Below are 18,902 nucleotides of genomic sequence, written 5' to 3' on the forward strand. Positions count from 1 at the left end.
CAAGGGGGATTTCGCCCGGTCAGCCACGCGGGGGAGTCGCTGGATGACGACTTCTCCATGCGCCGGAATAGATCTCGAATCGATGCGCTTGCATGGTTGTGGAACGTCCACGGTGGCCACCACCGGGACGTCTTTTCGTTTTTCCAGAAGGAGCACACCCATGTCCGAGCGGACCATCGGCTACATCGTCGGCAGCATCTCGTCGACCTCGATCAATCGTCGCCTCGCGAAGGCGCTCGAGCGCCTCGCGCCCGAGGGCACGACCCTGGTCGAGATCCCGATCAAGGACCTCCCCTTCTACTCGCCCGACTTCGACGCCGACTACCCGCAGGTCGCGCGCGACTTCAAGGACGCCATCGACGAGGTCGACGGCGTCATCATCGTCACCCCCGAGTACAGCCGCTCGATCCCCGGCGTGCTGAAGAACGCCCTCGACTGGGCCGCCCGCCCGTGGGGCCAGGGCTCGTTCAATGGCAAGCCCACCGCCGTCATCGGCACCTCGGGCGGCGGCATCGCCACCGCTGCGGCGCAGCAGCACCTCAAGGCGATCCTCAGCCACTACAACGCCCCGACGCTCGGCCAGCCCGAGGGATACGTGCAGTCGACCCCCGGCCTGTTCACCGAGACCGGCGAGGTGACCAACGAGCAGACGGCCGAGTTCCTCGTCGGCTACCTCGAGGCCTTCGGTGCGCTCGTCGACCGCTACGCGTCGGTTCCCGTCGCGGCCTGATCCCGCCTCTCGGAACGCCCCGTGCCCCTGAGGGGCACGGGGCGTTCCGCGTTTCCCGCGGGGGTCAGGCCAGGCCGTGGCGGTGCGCGTACACGACGGCGGCGACCCTGTCACGGGCGCCGAGCTTCTGCAGCACGTTCGAGACGTGCGTCTTGACCGTCGCCTCGCCGATGTAGAGCCGCTCGGCGATCTCGGCGTTGCTCAGGGCCTGCGCCACCAGGCGCAGCACTTCGTCCTCGCGCTCCGTGAGCTCGGGAACGCCGGCGGGCACCACCCGGGGTGCGGGAGCGGACGGCTCGGCGTCGGCGAAGCGCGCGATCACCCGCCGCGTGACCTCGGGCGCGAGCAGCGCGTCGCCCGCCGCCGCGACGCGCACGGCCGAGACGAGCTCCTCCGGGCCGGCGTTCTTCAGCAGGAATCCGCTGGCCCCCGCCGACAGCGCCGAGAACAGGTAGTCGTCACGGTCGAAGGTCGTCACGACCACGACGGCCGCGGCGATCGCCGGGTCGGCGACGATGCGCCGGGTCGCCTCGAGCCCGTCCATGTCGGGCATCTGCACGTCCATGCACACCACGTCGGGGTGCAGAGCGGATGCCGCCGCCACGCCCTCCACTCCGGTCGCGGCCTCGCCCACGATGGCGATGTCGCCCGCCGCCTCGAGGATCATGCGGAATCCGGCGCGCATCACGGCGTGGTCGTCGACGAGGAGCACGCGGATCGGCGAGCCCGTCACGCGATGGCCCGCTCGGCCAGCGGCACGCTCAGCCGCACGAGGAATCCGCCCCGCGCGCGCGGCGCCGCCTCGAGCGTCCCGCCCGACGCGCCCGCGCGCTCGCGCATGCCGACGATGCCGAGGCCCGGGCGCAGCGCCGCGACGACGCGCCCGGTGTTGACGATCTCGAGCTCGACCGCGTCGCCTGCGTAGCGCAGGCGCACGTCGGCCGCGGCATCCGGTCCGCCGTGGCGGCGCGCGTTCGTGAGCGCCTCCTGGGCGACGCGGTAGATGTTCACCTGCACGAGGTCGGGCACGGGTGTCTCCTCGCCGACGACCGTCAGGGTCGTGGGCAGGCCGTTCGCGGTGGCGTGCGCGACCAGTCCGGCGAGCCCGGCGAGCCGTACGGTCGACGCGTTCGGCGGTTCTCCGTCGGGCGTGCGCAGCGTCTCGAGCAGGTGGCGAAGGTCGTCGAGAGCAGAGCGAGCGGATGCCTCGACCACCGACAGTGCGGCGCGGGCGGCCTCGGGATCGCGGTCCATCACGGCGCGGGCGGCACCGGCCTGCACGCCCATCGCCGAGACATGGTGGGCGACGACGTCGTGCAGCTCGCGGGCGATGCGCACGCGGTCGAGCGCCACCGCCTGGGCGGCTGTCACCTCGCGCTCGTTCTCGAGTTCGCGGGTGCGCTCCTCGAGGGCGGCCCGCTCGAGCGCCGAGGCGTATGCGCGATCGCCCATGTAGTACGCCCCGCCGAAGAACGCGGCGTTGACGAGGAACTGGATCAGCATGAACGCGACGAACGGCGAGAACAGGCCCTCGCGCGAGAGGCCCTCGTCGGTCGGCGCGGTCGCGGACTGGAACGTCGTGACCAGCAGCCACAGGAACATCCCGACGATGATCGCGACGCGGACGATCATGGCGCGTCGACGGTCGTCGACCCACGCGCCCACGGTGTACATCGCGATGAACACCGCGATGTTGCCGACGTAGAGCTCGGGGATGCGCATGGTCACGCCGACGAAGAACACCGCGGCGATGACGACCGCGACGATCTCGGGGGCGCGGCGTCGCAGAGCCAGGGGGGCGGTGAGGCCGAAGGCATAGAGGAGCGCCCACTGCATGCCCTGCCGGGTCTCGTCGCCGTAGATGCCGGCGACCGAGCCGAGGGCGGCGCTGAGCACCGCGCCGAGCAGCAGGGCGCCCGCGAGCCAGACGTCGTTGCGCAGCTCCGCGGGCGACGCGGGCGTGCGCCGGGCGGGGGAGGTGATGGACATCCCTCCACGGTAGGGGTCGCACGAATCGCGAGCCTCCCCCGCAGGGCGGAGTCCGCGCCGCATCAACCCGCTGTTCACGGATGAGAACGCCGCGTGCATCGTGTGGGACGACAACGTCTACTTCATGGTGCTCACCAAGGAGTACTTCTCGACGTTCACCGACAAGGAGTTCGCCGACCCGGCCACGCACGCGCAGGTGCTGATCGCGATGAGCCGTGAATCGCGCGAGGCGGTCGACCAGATCGTGGAGGCGGGACTCGCGAACGGCGGAACGGAGCCGAGCGAGCCCAAGGACTACGGCTTCATGTACAGCCGCGACCTCGAAGACCCCGACGGCAACGGCATCCAGTTCATGTTCATGGAGCCACAGGCGGTCGAGGTGGGTCCTGACGCGTACGCAGCCGAGCCGGCGCAGGCCTGAATGGCGTCCCGCAGCTACGGGCAGTACTGCGGAGTCACGACGGCCGTCGAGCTGATCGGCGAGCGGTGGTCGCTGCTCATCGTGCGTGATCTGCTCGTCGGGCCGCGACGCTACACCGACCTCAAGCAGGGCCTCCCCAGGATCCCCACGAACATCCTCTCCACGCGCCTGAAGGAGCTGCAAGAGGGCGGTGTCGTGCGGCGCGTTCCGCTCCTGAACTGCGGACTCGTCTACGAGATGACGCCGTACGGTCGCCGGCTCGAGCCCATCGTGCTCGCGCTCGGACGGTGGGGCTTCGCGCAGATGGGCGACCCGGCCCCCGAAGACGTCGTCACCGCGGACTCGCTCACGATGGCGCTCCGGACGGCATTCCGCGCGGATGCCGCGGCCGACCTACCCGCGGCCGACTACGAGGTGCACGTCGCCGACGTCGCGCTGCGTGTGCAGGTCGACGGAGCCGGCCTGCGCATCGCCCAGCTCGCGCCGCCGGCTCCGCCGGTCGGGGGAGCGATGCCCGCGGGCGATGCCGATCTCGTGTTCGCGGCGGGCCCGGGCATCCGGCTGCTCATCTCGGGCGAGCTCACGCCGGCCGAGGCGATCGATCGCGAGGTGCTGGCCGTGGTGTCGGGCGACGCGACCCTGCTGGAACGCTTCGCCGCGACCTTCCACATCGACCCGACCGGCGCCTCGGGGCTTGTTGCATGAGCGGAGGGCGCGCCGGGTCGCTCGGCGTGTGCCGCCGTCGGCTCGCGCGGGCTCCCGCTAGCGTGCGGGTGTGAGCGAGACCGGCAGGGTCGGGGCGGAGCGCCGCCGGCGCGACGTGCCCATCGGGGTCGTGATGGTCGGCATGGCGGTGATCGCCTGGTGGCCGGCGTTCACCCTCGGTGTCTACGGCGAGATCTTCTTCGACGACATCCTGACGGTGTGGGCGGCGTCGACGGCCGCCTTCGTGTTCGTTCTCGTCGAGCGGAAGCCGGTCGGGGGCAAGCTGGTCCGGGCGTTCCTGCTCCTGCTCCCGTCGCTCTGGCTCGTGCTGTCGTTCGTCGTCTCCGACGACGAGACCGATCTGCTCATCGCGATCGTCGACGTCGTCGCGATTCTGGCAGTGCTGATCGGCATCCCGTTCACGCTGTGGGTTCTGGTCCGCGTGGCCTTCCCCGACTTCGCGCACGAGTCGAGCCCGGGCACGAAGTGGCTCATCGCAGGAGTCGTGCTCGGAGTCGCGATCATCGCGTTCGTCCTCGGACTCAACCAGGAGCACTTCCTCACCTGCGGGGACTTCCAGCTCAGCGGCAACTACCCGCCCGCGAGCTGCACGCCGGCGCCGGCCACCGAGGGCTGATCCGGCTCAGTCGGCGGCCAGCGTGTCGCGCACCGTCGGGGTCAGCTCGACCGTGAGATCTCGCGCGAGGAAGCCGAGGCCGACGCGCTCCTCGAGGCGCGACCCGGCGCGGGCATGCACCCAGGCGCCCCACACCGCGGCGCGCTCGATCGGCAGGCCGCGCGCGACGAACCCCGTGATCGCCCCGGCCAGCACATCACCGCTGCCCGATGTGCCCAGCCCGGCCCCGCCTTCGCCCACGCGCCACAGGCGGCCGTCCGGGTGGGCGACGGTGCCGTAGCACCCGACGACGGCGTCGAAGCGGCGCGCGACCTCGGCGACATCTGTCGCCTCGTCGCGCAGGTCGCGATCGAGCAGGATGCCGAGCTCGTCCTTGTTCGGGCTCAGCACCACCTCGGGAGGCAGAGCGTCGCGCTCGACACCGGGCAGCACTCCGAGCGCGAACGCATCGAGCACCAGCCGCCGCGCACCGGCGGCGACTGCCGCGAGGAGGGTCGCGCGCGTCTCGTCGGGATCGTCGAACCCGGGGCCGACGAGGACGACGTCGGCGCGGGCCACGTGGTCGCGGAGGTCGCCTTCGAACGGGTCGTCGGCGTGATCGGGCAGTGCGACCACGCCGGATTCCGGCAGGGCGACGCCCACCTGCGCATCGATCGACGCCGGCACGGCGAGGGCGATGCGCCCGGCGCCGACGCGCAGCGCTGCTTCGCCCGCGAGCAGCGCCGCACCCGGCGCGCTGCGCGAGCCGCCGACGATGACCACGTCGCCGCGCGCCTTCTTGGAGTCTCCAGGGTCGGGGAGGCCCCATTCCCGCAGCAGCTCGGGACCGACGGGCTCAGGCCGGCTCGACATCGGGGTTCCCGGGGTGCACGGTGACATCCGCGCCCTCGCGCTGCAGGTGGGTGACGTCGGCGAACGTCACCAGCTCCCAGCCCGGGTCACGGCGCACGAGGTGGGTGACCGAGGCGTTGAGCACGGTGTTCTCGGCGGCGAAGTCGAGCAGCTCGTCCTCGCGTAGGGGGAGCAGCACGTACAGCAGCAGCATGACCACCGCATCGTGCGCGACGATCATGGCCTTCTCGCCCGGTCCGTCGAGCCGGTCCCGCAGGAAGGACCGCAGCCGCAGCGCGACGTCCGCCCACGACTCGCCGCCGGGCGGCCGATGATAGAACTTGCCGAGGTGCAGGCGCCGCGCGCGCTCCTCCGGATGCAGGCGCTGCACGCCCGTGCGCGTGAGCAGATCCAGGATGCCGAGTTCCCGGTCGCGCAATCGCTCGTCGAGGGCGGGCGGTGAGGCCGTCGCGCGCTCGCCGAGCGCGATCCGCAGAGTCTCCTGCGCGCGCAGGTACGGCGAGACCCAGTAGGCGTCGATGCGGGCGTCGCCCTCGTCGAGCCACTCACCGAGCGCCGCAGCCTGCTCGCGGCCGGTGTCGGACAGCGGAACGTCGGCATCGCGGATGTCGAGCGGGATCGTGTCGAGCCCCTCGAGTTCCGCCTGCGTCGCCGCCACGTTGCCGACACTCTCCCCGTGCCTGACCAGCCAGAGCTCGTTCACCGCCATGCGCCCAGAGTAGGCAGGGGAGGGATGCTGCGCCCAGCGCTTGACACGGGCGGCTGGGAGAACCGGCCGTGGCGCGTCAGAAGATCATCGGGCGATCGTCGTCGTCGGGGCCTTCGAGGTCGAGGTCGACGACCACCGGCACGTGATCGCTCGGCGCCTCGCCCTTGCGCTCGTTGCGGTGGATCGTGGCGCCGGTCACGGCATCGGCGACCGTGTGCGAGCCCAGGATGAAGTCGATGCGCATGCCCTCGTTGCGCGGGAACCGCAGCTGCTTGTAGTCCCAGTACGTGTAGCCGGTCGGCACGAGCGGGCGCACGACGTCGGTCAGCCCGGCGCTCTCGAGCGCAGCGAAGGCTTCCCGCTCGGGCGGCGACACATGGGTCGCGAAGCCCTGCACGACGGTGGGGTCGCCGTTGTCGGCGTCGGTCGGTGCGATGTTGAAGTCGCCGACCAGGGCGAGGGCGAGGTCGGGATTCGCGGTCAGCGAATCGCGGGTGTACTGCTCGAGTGCCGCGAGCCAGTCGAGCTTGTAGAAGTAATGAGGGTCGCCGAGAGAGCGGCCGTTCGGCACGTAGAGGCTCCAGACCTCGACTCCGCCGACGGTCGCGCCCATCGCGCGGGCCTCCTGCGGAGCATCCGGTCCGTTGTGCCCCTTCTCGAAACCGGGCATGCCCGGAAACGCGGTGCGCACGTTCTCGACCGGCTCGCGGCTCGCGATCGCGACGCCGTTCCACTGCGAGAACCCGTGCGCCTCGACGTGGAAGCCGGCGTCTTCGAACGCGGCGAACGGGAACTGCTCGACCTTGCACTTGATCTCCTGCATGGCGAGCACGTCGAGATGCTCACGCACCGCGAAGTCGACGATCCGATCGACTCGGGCGCGGATCGAGTTCACGTTCCAGGTGGCCAAGCGCATGGTCTCCAGCCTAGGACGAGCGGCCGACGCAGATCGCGGCGGCCGTTGCACCGGCCGCGCGGCCGTAGTACCGTCGCAGAACCGATTGCATATTACAACCAGAGAACATCGACGAGAGGAGCGAGGGTGCTCACGCACGTCGCCGAGGGTGTGCTCGTCCACGAGAGCGAGTTCCTGCAGAGCAACGCGGTCGTCGTGCAGGGGCGCGACGGAGTGCTGCTCGTCGATCCCGGCATCACGCGGGACGAGCTGGCCTGCATCGCAGCGGATCTCCGATTGCTGGGCCAGCCGGTCGTCGCAGGCTTCGCGACCCATCCCGACTGGGACCACGTGCTCTGGCATGAGGCGTTCGGCGACGCCCCCCGCTACGGGACCGCCAGGTGCGCGGCATCCCTTCGCGAACTGCTCGTCCAGCCCGACTGGCGGGATCAGATCGCCGAGGGCCTGCCCCCCGAGCACGCCGACGAGATTCCGATGGAACTGCTCGGCCTCGTGACGGCGCTGCCCGCGGGTGCCGAACGCATCCCGTGGGATGGCCCGACGGTGCGTGTCCTCGAGCACCGCGCACACGCGCCAGGGCACGCCGCCCTGCTGATCGAGGACAGCGGCGTGCTGGTCGCCGGCGACATGGTGTCCGACATTCTGATGCCGTTCCTCGATCTGCAGGCCCACCACCCGATCGAGGACTACCTCGCGGCGCTTCAGCTCTACGAGAGCCTTGCCGACGACGTGCGGTGCGTCGTGCCCGGGCACGGCTCGGTGGGCGAGGGCGACCAGCTGCGCGAGCGGTTGCGGCTCGACCGTGCGTACGTTCTGACGGCGCGCGACGGCGGCGACTTCGACGACCCGCGCATCGGCCGTCCGGCGCCATGGGACTGGCTGACCGACGTGCACGAGTGGCAGGTCCGGAGCCTGGCCGAGCAGTCGCGCAACGAGGAGACGGGACGTCCATGAAGCTGCTGCTCACGTCAGGCGGGATCACGAACGAATCGATCCGGTCGGCGCTCGTCGACCTGCTCGGCAAGCCGGTCGCCGAGTCGCGGGCGCTGTTCATCCCGACCGCCCAGTGGGGGCATCCGATGTGCTCACCCGAGTCCGTCTGGAAAGGCGTCTCCGGGCGATGGGAGGGCGGCGGCGCGCTGACGACGCTCGGCTGGAAGTCGGTCGGCGTCCTCGAACTCACGGCCCTGCCGACCATCGGCCGGGAGCGATGGCTGCCCTGGGTCCGCGATGCGGACGTGCTGCTGGTGGACGGCGGCGAGGCGATGTACCTCAGCCACTGGATGCGCGAGTCCGGTCTGGCCGACGAGCTCGCCGCCATGCCCGACATCGTGTGGGTGGGGGTGAGCCCGGGCAGCATGGTGATGACGCCGCGCATCGGCGGGCAGTTCGTCGACTGGCGACCCGACGGAGGCGACGAGACTCTGGGCGTCGTGGACTTCTCGATCTTCCCGCACCTCGACTATCCGGGCTGGGACGAGAACACCACCGCGGCAGCGCGCCGGTGGGCGGCGACGATGCCCGGACCCGCCTACGCGATCGACGATCAGACCGCGATCACGGTCGTCGACGGCACGGTCGAGGTCGTCTCGGAGGGTCATTGGGAGCACTTCGTCGTTCCGGGGCATCCGTAGAATCGTCCACATGACCGTCGCGTCCACGCCCGCGCTCGAAGCCGACCGCCAGTACCTCATCGCCCTCATTCAGGATGAGGCGGTGTTCCACGGCGACTTCACGCTCTCGAGCGGCGCCCAGGCGACGTACTACGTCGACATGCGCAAGCTCACCCTCGACCATCGCGCGGCCCCGTCGATCGGGCGCATCATGCTCGATCTCATCCGCGACCTCGACGGCATCGTCGCGGTCGGCGGTCTCACGCTGGGGGCCGACCCGATCGCCAATGCCGTGATGCACGAGTCGGCGCGCACCCACATGCCCCTCGACGCCTTCGTCGTGCGCAAGGAGCCAAAGGACCACGGTCGCGGCCGTCAGGTGGAGGGAGCGGATGTCGCGGGCAAGCGGGTCGTCGTGCTCGAAGACACCTCGACCACGGGCCAGTCGGCGCTCAAGGCCGTCGAGGCGTTGCGCCGGGAGGGCGCCGAGCCGGTCGCCGTCGCCGTGATCGTCGACCGCAAGACCGGCGCCCAGGCAGCCGTCGAGGCCGCCGGGCTGCAGTGGCTCGCCGCGATCGACCTCGACGACCTGGGGCTCGAGCCGCAGTAGTCGGTCGTCGCCTGCGCGCCGCCGGCCCTGGTGGTCAGCTGGCGCACCGGTCAGTCGTCGCTGTCGCGACCACGCCCCCGCCACCACTGCCACACGAACACGATCAGCGTGCCCGCCAGTACGATGGCGGTGCCGGCGAAGAGAAGGTTCTGCTCGAGCTCCGTCATCGGGGTCTCCTGTCTGCGGCGGCGTCCGCCACGATCTTCGCGATGCGCGCCGAGCGTGTCTCGGGTCGCCGCGCCGCGTCGACCGCACCGATGCCCATCTTGCGGGCCGATGGGGGGAAGGCGTCCCACTTCTCGCGGGCCTCGGGCTGCGCGTCGAGCGCGGCGGCCAGGTCGTCGGGCTCGATCATCGCCTCGGCGTTGTCGAGCACCGTCCAGGCGCCGTTCTGCTTCGCGACCTCGACCGCGCGCAGGCCCGCCTCCGTCATGAGCCCCGCGGCCTCGAGCTCGATGAGACGCGCCTTGTTGGTGGCGGCCCACCCGCTCGACGGCCGGCGCGGCGCGAACCACAGGCCGCCCCGCACCTCGTCGAAGCTGCGGACCGGACCGTCGATCCAGCCGAAGCACAACGCCTGCCGGATCGCGTCCTCGTACTCGACGAACGTCAGGCCCGACCCGCGCCGCGCACGCATGAGCCAGGCGCCCTTCGACGTGCGATGGTGGGTCTCGAGCCACGCCCGCCAGGATGCGGCATCCGCTGCCTCCACCTTCTCGCCGTCGTCGAGTGCTCCCATGTCCGCGACCCTATCGGCCGATGCGGACGCGGCATGTCCGCATCGGGTTGCTCAGAGGATGTCGGTCTCCTCGGCCTCCACAGGGTGCTCGGCGAGCAGGTCGGCGACCGAGTCGAGCACCTCGTCGGGGCGGAACGGATACCGCTGGATCTCGGCAGGGTCGCTGATGCCGGTGAGCACGAGCACGGTGTGCAGGCCGGCCTCGATGCCGGCGACCACGTCGGTGTCCATGCGGTCGCCGATCATGCCGGTGTTCTCGGAGTGCGCGCCGAGGCGGTTCATCGCGGAGCGGAACATCATGGGGTTCGGCTTGCCCACGACGTACGGCTCCATGCCGGTCGCCTTCGTGATCAGCGCCGAGATCGCACCGGTGGCCGGCAGCACCCCGTCCGTCGACGGGCCGGTCGCGTCCGGGTTGGTCGCGATGAACCGGGCGCCGGCGCCGATGAACCGGATCGCCTTCGTGATCGCCTCGAACGAGTAGTTGCGCGTCTCGCCGACGACCACGTAGTCCGGCTCGGTCTCGGTCATGATGAACCCGGCCTCGTGGAGGGCGGTGGTGAGTCCGGCTTCGCCGATCACGAAGGCGGTCCCGCCGGGCATCTGCGACTTGAGGAAGTCGGCGGTGGCGAGCGCCGACGTCCAGATCGACTCCTCGGGAACGAGGAGGCCCGAGGCCCGGAGCCGGGCGCTCAGATCACGCGGCGTGAAGATCGAGTTGTTCGTCAGGACCAGGAACGGCGTACCGGTGTCGCGCCACTGCTGCAGCAGCTGAGAGGCGCCCGGAATCGGCGTGTTCTCGTGGACCAGCACCCCATCCATGTCGGTGAGCCAGCATTCGATCTCGGCACGGGTCCCCATGGGCCCAGCCTAGGGGTCGCGGGGATATGGTCGGAGCGTGCGCACGACCTGGGACCCCCGACACCTGCCCGACCTCTCCGGTCGCGCATATCTGGTGACCGGGTCGAACGCGGGCCTAGGCTTCTTCGCGTCCGAGCAGCTCGTCGGCGCCGGAGCCCGCGTCTACATGACAGGTCGGCACCCGAACCGGCTCGCCGCCGCACGCGCGGCGGTGCGGCGACGGGTTCCCGATGCCGCGCCCGGCGCCACGGAGACGCTCGTCCTCGACACGAGCAACCTCGGATCGGTGCGCTCTGCGGCCGCGAGCATCCGTGGCAAGGGCGGCCTCGACGGCGTGCTGCTCAACGCCGGGATCGTGCACGCACCGAAAGAGCGTCAGATGACGGTGGACGGGCACGAGCTCGTTCTCGCCACCAATGCACTGGGTCACTTCGCGCTCGCCGGAGAGCTGCTGCGGCCCCTCGCCGACCGGTCGGGCCGCATGGTGTGGGTCGGCAGCATGTCGACGTCGCTGACCCCGTACGACCCGGTCGATCCGCAGCTCGTCGAGGGATACTCGGCCTGGCGCGCGTACGTGCAGTCGAAGATCGCGACGACGGCGCTGGGATTCGAGGCGGACCGCCGTCTGCGGGCCGCGGGCGTGCCCGTCGAGAGCGTCGTCGCGCATCCGGGCTACTCGACCAGCGGGCGCACCCCCGGCATCGCGGGCGTCAACGCGCCGACACGGTCGAAGAGGTTTCGCGACAACCTTCAGGCCGCGATCGCCCAGTCGAAGGAGCACGGCGCCTGGTCGCTCGTGCGGGCCCTCGTCGATCCCGCCGTCGAGGGCGGCGAGTTCTGGGGGCCTCGCACGGTCGCCCGCGGCGAGCCCCGCCGGCAGCGGGCGTCGCGCATCACGCTCGACGCCGACGTCGCGGCGCGGCTGTGGCACGCAGCCGAGGAGGCGACTGGCGTGCGCTGGCCCTTCGAGACGGTCGTCAGGCGCTGAGCCAGACGGCGTCGGCCGCGGCCGCCGGAAGCGCAACGTCGACGTCGCCGATGCGGAGGGTCGCGGCATCCGTCACCGTCGCATCGGCGCCCACCTCGACGCCGGCCGCCTCGACGGCACGCAGCACGTCGGGGTCGCGGTCGCTCACGCGCAGCACGCGCCCGGTGTGGCCGGCCGGTGCCGCGGCGAGCAGCACGAACGGGACGCGCTCGACCGCGCCGGCCGCATCCGGAATCGCGTCTCCGTGCGGATCGAAGCGCGGGCGTCCGAGGCGCTCGTCGATGCCCTCGAGCAGCCGGTCGCTGATCGCGTGTTCGAGCACCTCGGCCTCATCGTGCACCTCGTCCCACGCGTAGCCGAACTCGCGCACGAGCCACGTCTCGATCAGGCGATGGCGCCGGATGATCGCCGCCGCCCGCAGCCTGCCCGGCTCGGTGAGTGCGATCGGGCCGTACGGGCGGTGGGTGACGAGATCCTGCGCGGCGAGCTTCTGCACCATCTCGGTGACGCTCGACGGCGCGAGCCCCAGCTCGGCCGCCAGCTGCGACGGCGTGATGCGATCGGTCTGCCACTCGGTGTGGTGGTAGATCGTCTTCAGATAGTCGTCGATGGCGGGGGAGGAGGGCACGTGATCAGGCTACCCGCGGGCCGTCACGAACCCGTGAGCACCAGCCACAGCAGGATCCCGTTCAGCGCGATGAGGAAGACGGATGCCGCGATCCCCGCGACCGTCGTCAGCGCGCGGTTGCGGAACCGCCCCAGGACGTCGGACTTCGCGGTGAGAGCGAGGAGCGGGATCAGCGCGAAGGGGATGCCGAACGACAGCACGACCTGGCTCAGCACGAGCGCGAGCGTCGGGTCGATGCCCGCGGCGAGGATGACGAGCGCCGGGATCAGCGTCACCAGCCGGCGGGCGAGCAGCGGCACCCGGATGTGCAGCAGGCCGTGCATGATCTCGGCTCCCGCGTACGCCCCGACCGAAGTCGACGCCAGGCCGCTCGCGAGCAGGCCGACGGCGAAGAGCGTGGCGACGGCGGGGCCCAGGCCGGTGTCGAGCGCGGCGTACGCGCCCTCGAGGGTGTCGGTGCCGGGGACACCGGCGAGGTTCGCGGCGGCGAGCAGCAGGATGCAGAGGTTCACCGTGCCGGCGATGAGCATCGCGATCGTGACGTCCCACTTGGTCGCGCGCAGCAGGCGGGCGGTGCCGATGCCGCGCAGCTCGTCGAGGGGCGCCTCGATGCGGGGGCCGGGCGACGCATCGCCGCTGCGCGGGAGGGTGGGCGCGAAGCGGTCGCGCGCGAGCGCGGAGTGGGCGTAGATCGCGTGCGGCATGATCGTCGCACCGAGGATCGACGCGGCCAGCAGCACCGAGCCGGTGTCCTCGAAGCGCGGCACCAGGCCTGCGACGACGCCGGCCGGGTCGGGCGGAGCGACGAACACCCCGTACGTGAAGCCGATCGCGATGATGACGACGAGGCCGATGACCACGAACTCGAACGTGCGCGCCCCCCGGCGCGACTGGATGAGCAGCAGCACGATCGAGACGACGCCGGTGATCAGCCCGCCCCAGAGCAGCGGCACTCCGAACAGCAGGTTGAGCGCGACCGCGCCGCCGATGACTTCGGCGATGTCGGTCGCCATCGCGACGAGTTCGGCCTGCAGCCAGTAGGCGCGGCGGCCCCAGGGGTTGCGGATGCGGCGGCCGAGCGTCTCGGGCAGGCTCTGCCCCGTGACGATCCCGAGCTTCGCCGACAGGTACTGGATGAGCCACGCCATCACGTTGCCGAGCACGACGACCCACACCAGGAGGTAGCCGTAGACGGCACCGGCTGTCATGTTGCTGGCGACGTTGCCCGGGTCGAGATAGGCGACGCCGGCGACGAGGGCGGGACCGATCAGCCATGCCGCCCGCCGGGTCGTGGGAGGGCCGCTCGCCCGCGCGGGCGTGGGCGGCGGCATCCGATCGACGTCGACGGGATTTTTCGGCATGCCGAAACCATACCCGGATTTCGGTCGACCGAAAAGATCGACTCCTGCGTACTGCGGATAGCCTGAGCCGGTGACCGCCCCCGACGACGCCCCCGAGCCGACGCTGCCGGTCGGGGTGGGGCCGTGGCCCGGAGGGCCGGAGGCCTGGCCGGACGATCCGCGCTACGACCCCGAGCTGCTCGCCCACGGCGACGCCCGCAACGTGATCGACGCGTACCGCTACTGGACCATGGACGCGATCGTGGCCGACCTCGATCAGCGACGGCACGGCTTCCACGTCGCGATCGAGAACTGGCAGCACGACATGAACATCGGCTCGATCGTGCGCAGCGCGAATGCGTTCCTCGCGGCCGAGGTGCACATCGTCGGCCGGCGCCGCTGGAACCGGCGCGGGGCGATGGTCACCGACCGGTACCAGCACGTGCGTCACCACGAGAGTGTGGCGGCGTTCACGGAGTGGGCGGCTGCCGCATCGCTCCCGGTGATCGCGATCGACAACGTCGCCGGATCGGTGCCGCTCGACCGCGCCGACCTGCCGGAGCGCTGCGTGCTGCTGTTCGGACAGGAGGGTCCGGGGCTGTCGCCCGAGGCGGTGGCCGCGGCATCCGCTGTGGTCGAGATCACCCAATACGGGTCGACCCGGTCGATCAACGCCAGCGCGGCGGGGGCCGTGGTCATGTACGAGTGGTGCCGCCGCTGGGCGTGAGCCGCAGCCGAGCGCCCGCCGGTCAGGCGGGGATCGCCATCCAGGCCGTGCCGCGCACCCGCCAGCCGAGTGTGGCCAGGCGGGCCAGCATGTACACGCCGAAGAACGCGACCGACAGCCAGGCCAGGCCCGCGGCGCCGTGCGGCTGGAGCATCCCGATGAGAACGAGCGCGGGAGCGTACGGCACCAGGTTGAGCACGCCGGCGAGGGCGAGGTACCGCGCATCGCCCGCACCGATGAGCACGCCGTCGAGCACGAAGACGACGCCGCAGATCGGCTGCGCCACGGCAAGCACGATCAGCGCGGGCTGAACGAGCGCGGCGATCTGCGGATCACCGGTGAACAGCAGGCCGATCACGCCCGAGAACGCCCCGATGACGCCGCCCACGATGAGGCCGAACCAGGCGCCCCATGCCAGTGTGCGGGCGAGCACGCGCTTCACCATCGGACGGTCTTCGGCACCGAGGCCCTTGCCGATGAGCGCCTGTGCGGCGATCGCCAGCGCGTCGAGCGCGAACGCGGCGGTCGAGAAGATCGTGAACGCGACCTGCCAGCCGGCCAGCTCGCCGGTGCCGAGCGCCGTCGCGACCGCGACCGTCGCGAGGAGGGCGACGCGCAGCGACACCGTGCGCAGGAAGAGCCAGCCGCCGGAGCGCGCCGACCCGCGCACCCCTTCGCGCTGAGGGCGGACGGATGCCGCGTGCCGCCGCGCGAGCCGGGCGACGACCAGGACATACGCGGCCACCATGCCCCACTGCGCGAGGACGGTGCCGACCGCCGATCCGGCGATGCCCCAGCCGACGCCGTAGATGAACAGCCAGTTGAGCAGGGCGTTGGCGGCGAACCCGATGCCGGCGATCCACAGCGGCGTCACGGTGTCCTGCATGCCGCGCAGCAGACCGGTCGCAGCGAACACGATGAGCATGGCCGGAAGGCCCCACATCGAGATGCCGAGGTAGATCTCGGCCTGCTCGGAGACGAGCGGCGTCGCTCCGAACAGCCCGACGAGGAAGGGCGTCGCGACATAGCCGATCAGGGCGAGCACGCCACCGATGCCGAGCGCGAGCCACATGCCGTCGATGCCGACCGAGACGGCGCGCGACGGGTCGCCGGCGCCGAAGCGCCGTGCCACGGCCGGGGTCGTCGAGTACGCCAGGAACACCATGAGCCCGACGATCGTCTGCAGCACCGCCGACGCGATGCCGAGGCCCGCGAGCGGTGTGATCCCGAGGTGCCCCACCAGGGCGGAGTCGACGATGAGGAACAGGGGCTCGGCCACGAGAGCGCCCAGCGCAGGGACCGCGAGCCGCAGGATGTCGCGGTTCAGCGTGTCGGGCAGGCTCGTCACCCCTCGAGCCTAGGTGCGCTCGGCGACGCCGGCCGGTCATCACAATGCGGTCACAGCCCGGATTGGTTCTGTGAACAACTCTCCCTGGGGGCGGGGGCGCATATTGTGGAACGCATGACCGACGCCCCCCGATCCGGTCTCGCGCTCGACGAGCTCAGCGCTGAGATCCGCCCGCAGGACGACCTCTTCCGTCACGTCAACGGCGCGTGGCTCGAACGCACCGAGATCCCCGAAGACAAGGCACGCTGGGGCTCGTTCCACCTCATCGCCGAGCAGGCCGAGAAAGACGTCCACGCGATCGTCGAGGAGTCGCAGACGGCCGAGCCGGGTACCGAGGCCCGCAAGATCGGCGACCTCTACACGAGCTTCATGGACACCGAGCGCATCGCCGCCCTCGGCGCCGCGCCTCTCGCCGACCAGCTCGCGCGGGTCGACGAGATCGACTCGATCGCCTCGTTCCTGCGCACCGTGGGCGAGCTCGAGCGCGACGGGGTCGCAGGTGTCGTGCACCTCTACATCGAGCCCGACCCCGGCAACCCGCAGCGCTACGTGCCGTTCGTCATCCAGGGCGGCCTGTCGCTGCCCGACGAGAGCTACTACCGCCTCGAGAACTTCGAGGCGACGCGCACCGCGTTCCGCGCGCACGTGCAGAAGATGCTCGAGCTGGCCGGCGTGGCCGAGGCCGCGGCATCCGCTGATCGCATCTTCGCGCTCGAGACCGAGCTCGCCACCCACCACTGGGACAACGTGCGCAGCCGCGACGCGGTCGCCACGTACAACCTGAAGCCGTGGGCCGACGTGCAGACGCTCGCCGGCGTCGACCTGGCGCCGTGGCTCGAGGGGATCGCCCCGGCGCACCCCGACGCGTTCGCCGAAGTCAACGTCTACCAGCCGAGCTTCCTCGAGGGCCTCGGCGCGCTCCTGACCGACGAGCGGCTCGACGACTGGAAGGCGTGGCTGCGCTGGTCGATCGTGCACGGCTCGGCGGCATTCCTGTCCGATGAGTTCGTCGACGAGAACTTCGCCTTCTACGGCACCCAGCTCACCGGCGTGCCCGTCAACCGCGAGCGGTGGAAGCGCGGCGTCGCGCTCGCCGAGGCGGCTCTGGGCGAGGCGATCGGACGGGTCTACGTCGAGCGTCACTTCCCGCCGGCGTCGAAGACCGCGATGGACGAGCTGGTCGCGAACCTCATCGAGGCCTACCGCCGGTCGATCACCGACCTGGAGTGGATGACGCCCGAGACCCGCGAGCGCGCGCTCGCGAAGCTCGACGCTTTCACGCCCAAGATCGGCTACCCGGTGAAGTGGAAGGACTACTCGTCGCTCGAGATCGATGCGACCGACCTCGTCGGCAACGTGCGTCGCGCCCACGTGTGGGAGCACGACCGCCAGCTCGCGAAGGTCGGCCAGCCGATCGACCGCGACGAGTGGTACATGACGCCGCAGACGGTCAACGCGTACTACAACCCGCTGATGAACGAGATCGTCTTCCCTGCGGCGATCCTGCAGTTCCCGTTCTTCGAGTCGGACCGCGACGCCGCGGCGAACTACGGCGGCATCGGCGCGGTCATCGGCCACGAGATCGGCCACGGGTTCGACGACCAGGGCAGCCGCTTCGACGGCGACGGTTCGCTGCGCGACTGGTGGACAGACGACGACCGTGCGGCGTTCGAGGAGCGCACCAAGAACCTCATCGCGCAGTACGACGAGCTCACGCCGGAGGGCCTGGACGGCGACCACAAGGTCAACGGCTCGCTCACGATCGGCGAGAACATCGGCGACCTGGGCGGCCTCGGCATCGCGCTCAAGGCGTACGAGATCTCGCTCGGCGGCGAGGAGGCGCCCGTGATCGACGGGTACACCGGTGTTCAGCGCCTGCTGCTGAGCTGGGGCCAGATCTGGCAGCAGAAGGCGCGGGATGCCGAGAGCATCCGCCTGCTGACGATCGACCCGCACTCCCCGAACGAGTTCCGCTGCAACCAGATCGTGCGCAACATCGACGCGTTCTACGACGCGTTCGGCGTGACCGAATCGGACGCCCTGTGGCTCGATGAGGAGCAGCGCGTCACGATCTGGTGAGATGTACCCGTGCGCGTCCTGGGGACGCGTGCTCACCCACCCGATTCCACTGGAAGGAACCCACCCGTGGGCACTGAGCCCAGAAGGGATGCCGAGTCGCTGCGGGGGTCGCGACGGAGCACCAGCAGAAGACCGCCGAGGAGGGCGGCGGTCGGACGCCGATCATTCACGTCGACGCTGAAGGCGCTCGACGACCTCGCCGCATCCGGCGCCAAGATCTCGGTGCGCATCACCGACCTCGACCGGGGCGGATCGGTGCTCGCGGGCGACGACTTCGTCACCCTGCCGGTGGCGGGACTCGGGGTGGTCCCGCTCCTCATCGAGGTGGCCGCCGGCTTCGAGGCCGGCACGCTCGATCCGCTCGAGATCATCGACCGCTCGTATGTCGAACCGGTCACGGTCAGCGGCGTCTGGCAGCATCTGAAGGCGCCGGCGCTGCCGCTGTCCGACCTCGCTGTGCTGACGGCCTCGACGGGCGACGCACTCGCCGCCAACGCGCTGCTGGCGCGGGTGGGCATCTCGGCGGTGCGTGCGCGCATCGAACGGATGGGGCTGTCTCGGTCCGCCCTGCTCGACCGCTTCCGCGACGTGCGCGGCCCCGACGACGCGCCGCATTTCGCGCTCGGGTCGGCACGCGAGCTCGCCGAGGTCTTCGCGGCGCTCGTCAACTCGCAGGTCGTGTCGGCGAGCGTGAGCGCGCAGGTCGCCGAGTGGCTGAGTCTGAACCACGACCTGTCGCTCGTGGCATCGGCGACGGGACTCGACCCGTTCTCGCACGAGAACGACGAGCACGGACTGCTCTTCATCAACAAGACGGGGCGGGATGCCGGCATCCGCGTGGAGGCGGGAGTGCTCGCCGGTCCGCGCGCCGGTGTCTCCTACGCACTGATCGTGTGCTTCGACGATCTGTCGATCTACCACCGCATGCGGGCGCACGAGGCGTTCCGCACGCTGGGCGTCGAACTGATGGAGTACGTGTTCTGACCGGGTGCCGGCCTGCCGGTGGCGCG

At 70.9% G+C, this 18,902-nt stretch carries 21 protein-coding genes; 11 read left to right on the forward strand and 10 right to left on the reverse strand.

The genetic code is table 11. From position 1 onward, the window contains the following. Positions 1 to 160: 160 nt before the first annotated feature. Positions 161 to 730: an NADPH-dependent FMN reductase gene (locus tag ACFC1W_RS06580; protein WP_375990073.1), complete on the forward strand. Its 570-nt coding sequence runs from the start codon at positions 161 to 163 to the stop codon at positions 728 to 730. Between the two features lie 64 nt (positions 731 to 794). Here ACFC1W_RS06580 and ACFC1W_RS06585 read toward each other — a convergent pair whose 3' ends face one another. Both ACFC1W_RS06585 and ACFC1W_RS06590 read right to left on the reverse strand, forming a co-directional pair. Next, on the reverse strand, positions 795 to 1,463 hold the full coding sequence (locus ACFC1W_RS06585; RefSeq protein ID WP_375990075.1) for a response regulator: 669 nt from the start codon (positions 1,461 to 1,463) through the stop codon (positions 795 to 797). Next, a complete protein-coding gene (locus ACFC1W_RS06590; protein ID WP_375990077.1) occupies positions 1,460 to 2,719 on the reverse strand; it encodes a sensor histidine kinase in 1,260 nt (419 codons plus the stop codon). Before ACFC1W_RS06590 ends, ACFC1W_RS06585 begins: the two co-directional genes overlap by 4 nt. 100 nt (positions 2,720 to 2,819) lie before the next feature. On the opposite strand from ACFC1W_RS06590, the gene ACFC1W_RS06595 reads away from it, so the two are divergent. From ACFC1W_RS06595 to ACFC1W_RS06605, 3 genes are all read left to right on the forward strand, one after another. Continuing rightward, a complete protein-coding gene (locus ACFC1W_RS06595) occupies positions 2,820 to 3,140 on the forward strand; it encodes a VOC family protein (RefSeq protein ID WP_375990079.1) in 321 nt (106 codons plus the stop codon). Then, positions 3,141 to 3,845 carry a winged helix-turn-helix transcriptional regulator gene (locus ACFC1W_RS06600; protein ID WP_375990081.1) on the forward strand — a complete coding sequence of 235 codons (705 nt, stop codon included), beginning with the start codon at positions 3,141 to 3,143 and terminating at the stop codon, positions 3,843 to 3,845. Positions 3,846 to 3,915: 70 nt separating this feature from the next. Further along, positions 3,916 to 4,482, forward strand: coding sequence for a hypothetical protein (locus ACFC1W_RS06605; RefSeq protein WP_375990083.1), 567 nt, complete (start codon positions 3,916 to 3,918; stop codon positions 4,480 to 4,482). Positions 4,483 to 4,488: 6 nt separating this feature from the next. On the opposite strand, the gene ACFC1W_RS06610 is transcribed toward ACFC1W_RS06605, so the two are convergent. The 3 genes from ACFC1W_RS06610 to ACFC1W_RS06620 form a co-directional block, all read right to left on the reverse strand. After that, a complete protein-coding gene (locus ACFC1W_RS06610) occupies positions 4,489 to 5,334 on the reverse strand; it encodes an NAD(P)H-hydrate dehydratase (RefSeq protein ID WP_375990086.1) in 846 nt (281 codons plus the stop codon). Beyond that, positions 5,318 to 6,043, reverse strand: coding sequence for a histidine phosphatase family protein (locus ACFC1W_RS06615; RefSeq protein WP_375990088.1), 726 nt, complete (start codon positions 6,041 to 6,043; stop codon positions 5,318 to 5,320). Before ACFC1W_RS06615 ends, ACFC1W_RS06610 begins: the two co-directional genes overlap by 17 nt. A 76-nt stretch (positions 6,044 to 6,119) precedes the next feature. Next, positions 6,120 to 6,959: an exodeoxyribonuclease III gene (locus ACFC1W_RS06620; protein WP_375990090.1), complete on the reverse strand. Its 840-nt coding sequence runs from the start codon at positions 6,957 to 6,959 to the stop codon at positions 6,120 to 6,122. A gap of 126 nt (positions 6,960 to 7,085) precedes the next feature. Here ACFC1W_RS06620 and ACFC1W_RS06625 point away from each other — a divergent pair, with 126 nt between their 5' ends. From ACFC1W_RS06625 to pyrE, 3 genes are read left to right on the forward strand one after another with little or no spacing between them, the layout of a single operon-like run. After that, a complete protein-coding gene (locus ACFC1W_RS06625; protein WP_375990093.1) occupies positions 7,086 to 7,913 on the forward strand; it encodes an MBL fold metallo-hydrolase in 828 nt (275 codons plus the stop codon). Then, positions 7,910 to 8,593 carry a Type 1 glutamine amidotransferase-like domain-containing protein gene (locus ACFC1W_RS06630; RefSeq protein WP_375990095.1) on the forward strand — a complete coding sequence of 228 codons (684 nt, stop codon included), beginning with the start codon at positions 7,910 to 7,912 and terminating at the stop codon, positions 8,591 to 8,593. The genes ACFC1W_RS06625 and ACFC1W_RS06630 overlap by 4 nt, the downstream gene beginning before the upstream one ends. 10 nt (positions 8,594 to 8,603) lie before the next feature. Beyond that, entirely contained in the window at positions 8,604 to 9,182 is a 579-nt protein-coding gene (gene pyrE / locus ACFC1W_RS06635; protein ID WP_241111386.1) for an orotate phosphoribosyltransferase, read from the forward strand. A gap of 163 nt (positions 9,183 to 9,345) precedes the next feature. On the opposite strand, the gene ACFC1W_RS06640 is transcribed toward pyrE, so the two are convergent. Both ACFC1W_RS06640 and ACFC1W_RS06645 read right to left on the reverse strand, forming a co-directional pair. Then, positions 9,346 to 9,921 carry a YdeI family protein gene (locus tag ACFC1W_RS06640; RefSeq protein WP_375990097.1) on the reverse strand — a complete coding sequence of 192 codons (576 nt, stop codon included), beginning with the start codon at positions 9,919 to 9,921 and terminating at the stop codon, positions 9,346 to 9,348. Positions 9,922 to 9,972: 51 nt separating this feature from the next. Beyond that, positions 9,973 to 10,782 carry an HAD-IIA family hydrolase gene (locus ACFC1W_RS06645; RefSeq protein ID WP_375990100.1) on the reverse strand — a complete coding sequence of 270 codons (810 nt, stop codon included), beginning with the start codon at positions 10,780 to 10,782 and terminating at the stop codon, positions 9,973 to 9,975. A gap of 37 nt (positions 10,783 to 10,819) precedes the next feature. On the opposite strand from ACFC1W_RS06645, the gene ACFC1W_RS06650 reads away from it, so the two are divergent. Further along, positions 10,820 to 11,770 carry an SDR family NAD(P)-dependent oxidoreductase gene (locus ACFC1W_RS06650; protein ID WP_375990103.1) on the forward strand — a complete coding sequence of 317 codons (951 nt, stop codon included), beginning with the start codon at positions 10,820 to 10,822 and terminating at the stop codon, positions 11,768 to 11,770. On the opposite strand, the gene ACFC1W_RS06655 is transcribed toward ACFC1W_RS06650, so the two are convergent. Both ACFC1W_RS06655 and ACFC1W_RS06660 read right to left on the reverse strand, forming a co-directional pair. Then, positions 11,760 to 12,398, reverse strand: coding sequence for a metal-dependent transcriptional regulator (locus tag ACFC1W_RS06655; RefSeq protein WP_375990105.1), 639 nt, complete (start codon positions 12,396 to 12,398; stop codon positions 11,760 to 11,762). The two genes, ACFC1W_RS06650 and ACFC1W_RS06655, sit on opposite strands and share 11 nt — an antisense overlap. Before the next feature lie 23 nt (positions 12,399 to 12,421). Further along, positions 12,422 to 13,759 carry an Nramp family divalent metal transporter gene (locus tag ACFC1W_RS06660; protein ID WP_375990108.1) on the reverse strand — a complete coding sequence of 446 codons (1,338 nt, stop codon included), beginning with the start codon at positions 13,757 to 13,759 and terminating at the stop codon, positions 12,422 to 12,424. Between the two features lie 70 nt (positions 13,760 to 13,829). Between ACFC1W_RS06660 and ACFC1W_RS06665 the strand changes: the two genes are divergently transcribed. After that, complete coding sequence (locus ACFC1W_RS06665) at positions 13,830 to 14,465, forward strand: TrmH family RNA methyltransferase (RefSeq protein ID WP_375990111.1); 636 nt, start codon at positions 13,830 to 13,832, stop codon at positions 14,463 to 14,465. 22 nt (positions 14,466 to 14,487) lie between these two features. Here ACFC1W_RS06665 and ACFC1W_RS06670 read toward each other — a convergent pair whose 3' ends face one another. Beyond that, positions 14,488 to 15,813, reverse strand: coding sequence for an MATE family efflux transporter (locus tag ACFC1W_RS06670; RefSeq protein ID WP_375990114.1), 1,326 nt, complete (start codon positions 15,811 to 15,813; stop codon positions 14,488 to 14,490). A gap of 114 nt (positions 15,814 to 15,927) precedes the next feature. Between ACFC1W_RS06670 and ACFC1W_RS06675 the strand changes: the two genes are divergently transcribed. Together ACFC1W_RS06675 and ACFC1W_RS06680 are read left to right on the forward strand one after the other, a co-directional pair. Continuing rightward, a complete protein-coding gene (locus ACFC1W_RS06675; RefSeq protein WP_375990117.1) occupies positions 15,928 to 17,892 on the forward strand; it encodes a M13 family metallopeptidase in 1,965 nt (654 codons plus the stop codon). Positions 17,893 to 17,958: 66 nt separating this feature from the next. Next, positions 17,959 to 18,876 (forward strand): serine hydrolase, encoded by a 918-nt coding sequence (locus tag ACFC1W_RS06680; RefSeq protein WP_375990120.1) that lies wholly within the window; start codon positions 17,959 to 17,961, stop codon positions 18,874 to 18,876. Positions 18,877 to 18,902 lie beyond the last annotated feature (26 nt).

It is taken from the genome of Microbacterium sp. NPDC056003 (assembly GCF_042274785.1).
Lineage (GTDB): Bacteria > Actinomycetota > Actinomycetes > Actinomycetales > Microbacteriaceae > Microbacterium.

What these genes read in the sequence shown, in the direction of transcription:
- ACFC1W_RS06580 (WP_375990073.1), top strand. Translation starts at nt 161, where the DNA reads ATGTCCGAGCGGACCATCGGCTACATCGTCGGCAGCATCTCGTCGACC.
- ACFC1W_RS06590 (WP_375990077.1), bottom strand. Translation starts at nt 2,719, where the DNA reads ATGTCCATCACCTCCCCCGCCCGGCGCACGCCCGCGTCGCCCGCGGAG.
- ACFC1W_RS06600 (WP_375990081.1), top strand. Translation starts at nt 3,141, where the DNA reads ATGGCGTCCCGCAGCTACGGGCAGTACTGCGGAGTCACGACGGCCGTC.
- ACFC1W_RS06610 (WP_375990086.1), bottom strand. Translation starts at nt 5,334, where the DNA reads ATGTCGAGCCGGCCTGAGCCCGTCGGTCCCGAGCTGCTGCGGGAATGG.
- ACFC1W_RS06615 (WP_375990088.1), bottom strand. Translation starts at nt 6,043, where the DNA reads ATGGCGGTGAACGAGCTCTGGCTGGTCAGGCACGGGGAGAGTGTCGGC.
- ACFC1W_RS06620 (WP_375990090.1), bottom strand. Translation starts at nt 6,959, where the DNA reads ATGCGCTTGGCCACCTGGAACGTGAACTCGATCCGCGCCCGAGTCGAT.
- ACFC1W_RS06630 (WP_375990095.1), top strand. Translation starts at nt 7,910, where the DNA reads ATGAAGCTGCTGCTCACGTCAGGCGGGATCACGAACGAATCGATCCGG.
- pyrE (WP_241111386.1), top strand. Translation starts at nt 8,604, where the DNA reads ATGACCGTCGCGTCCACGCCCGCGCTCGAAGCCGACCGCCAGTACCTC.
- ACFC1W_RS06640 (WP_375990097.1), bottom strand. Translation starts at nt 9,921, where the DNA reads ATGGGAGCACTCGACGACGGCGAGAAGGTGGAGGCAGCGGATGCCGCA.
- ACFC1W_RS06645 (WP_375990100.1), bottom strand. Translation starts at nt 10,782, where the DNA reads ATGGGGACCCGTGCCGAGATCGAATGCTGGCTCACCGACATGGATGGG.
- ACFC1W_RS06660 (WP_375990108.1), bottom strand. Translation starts at nt 13,759, where the DNA reads ATGCCGAAAAATCCCGTCGACGTCGATCGGATGCCGCCGCCCACGCCC.
- ACFC1W_RS06675 (WP_375990117.1), top strand. Translation starts at nt 15,928, where the DNA reads ATGACCGACGCCCCCCGATCCGGTCTCGCGCTCGACGAGCTCAGCGCT.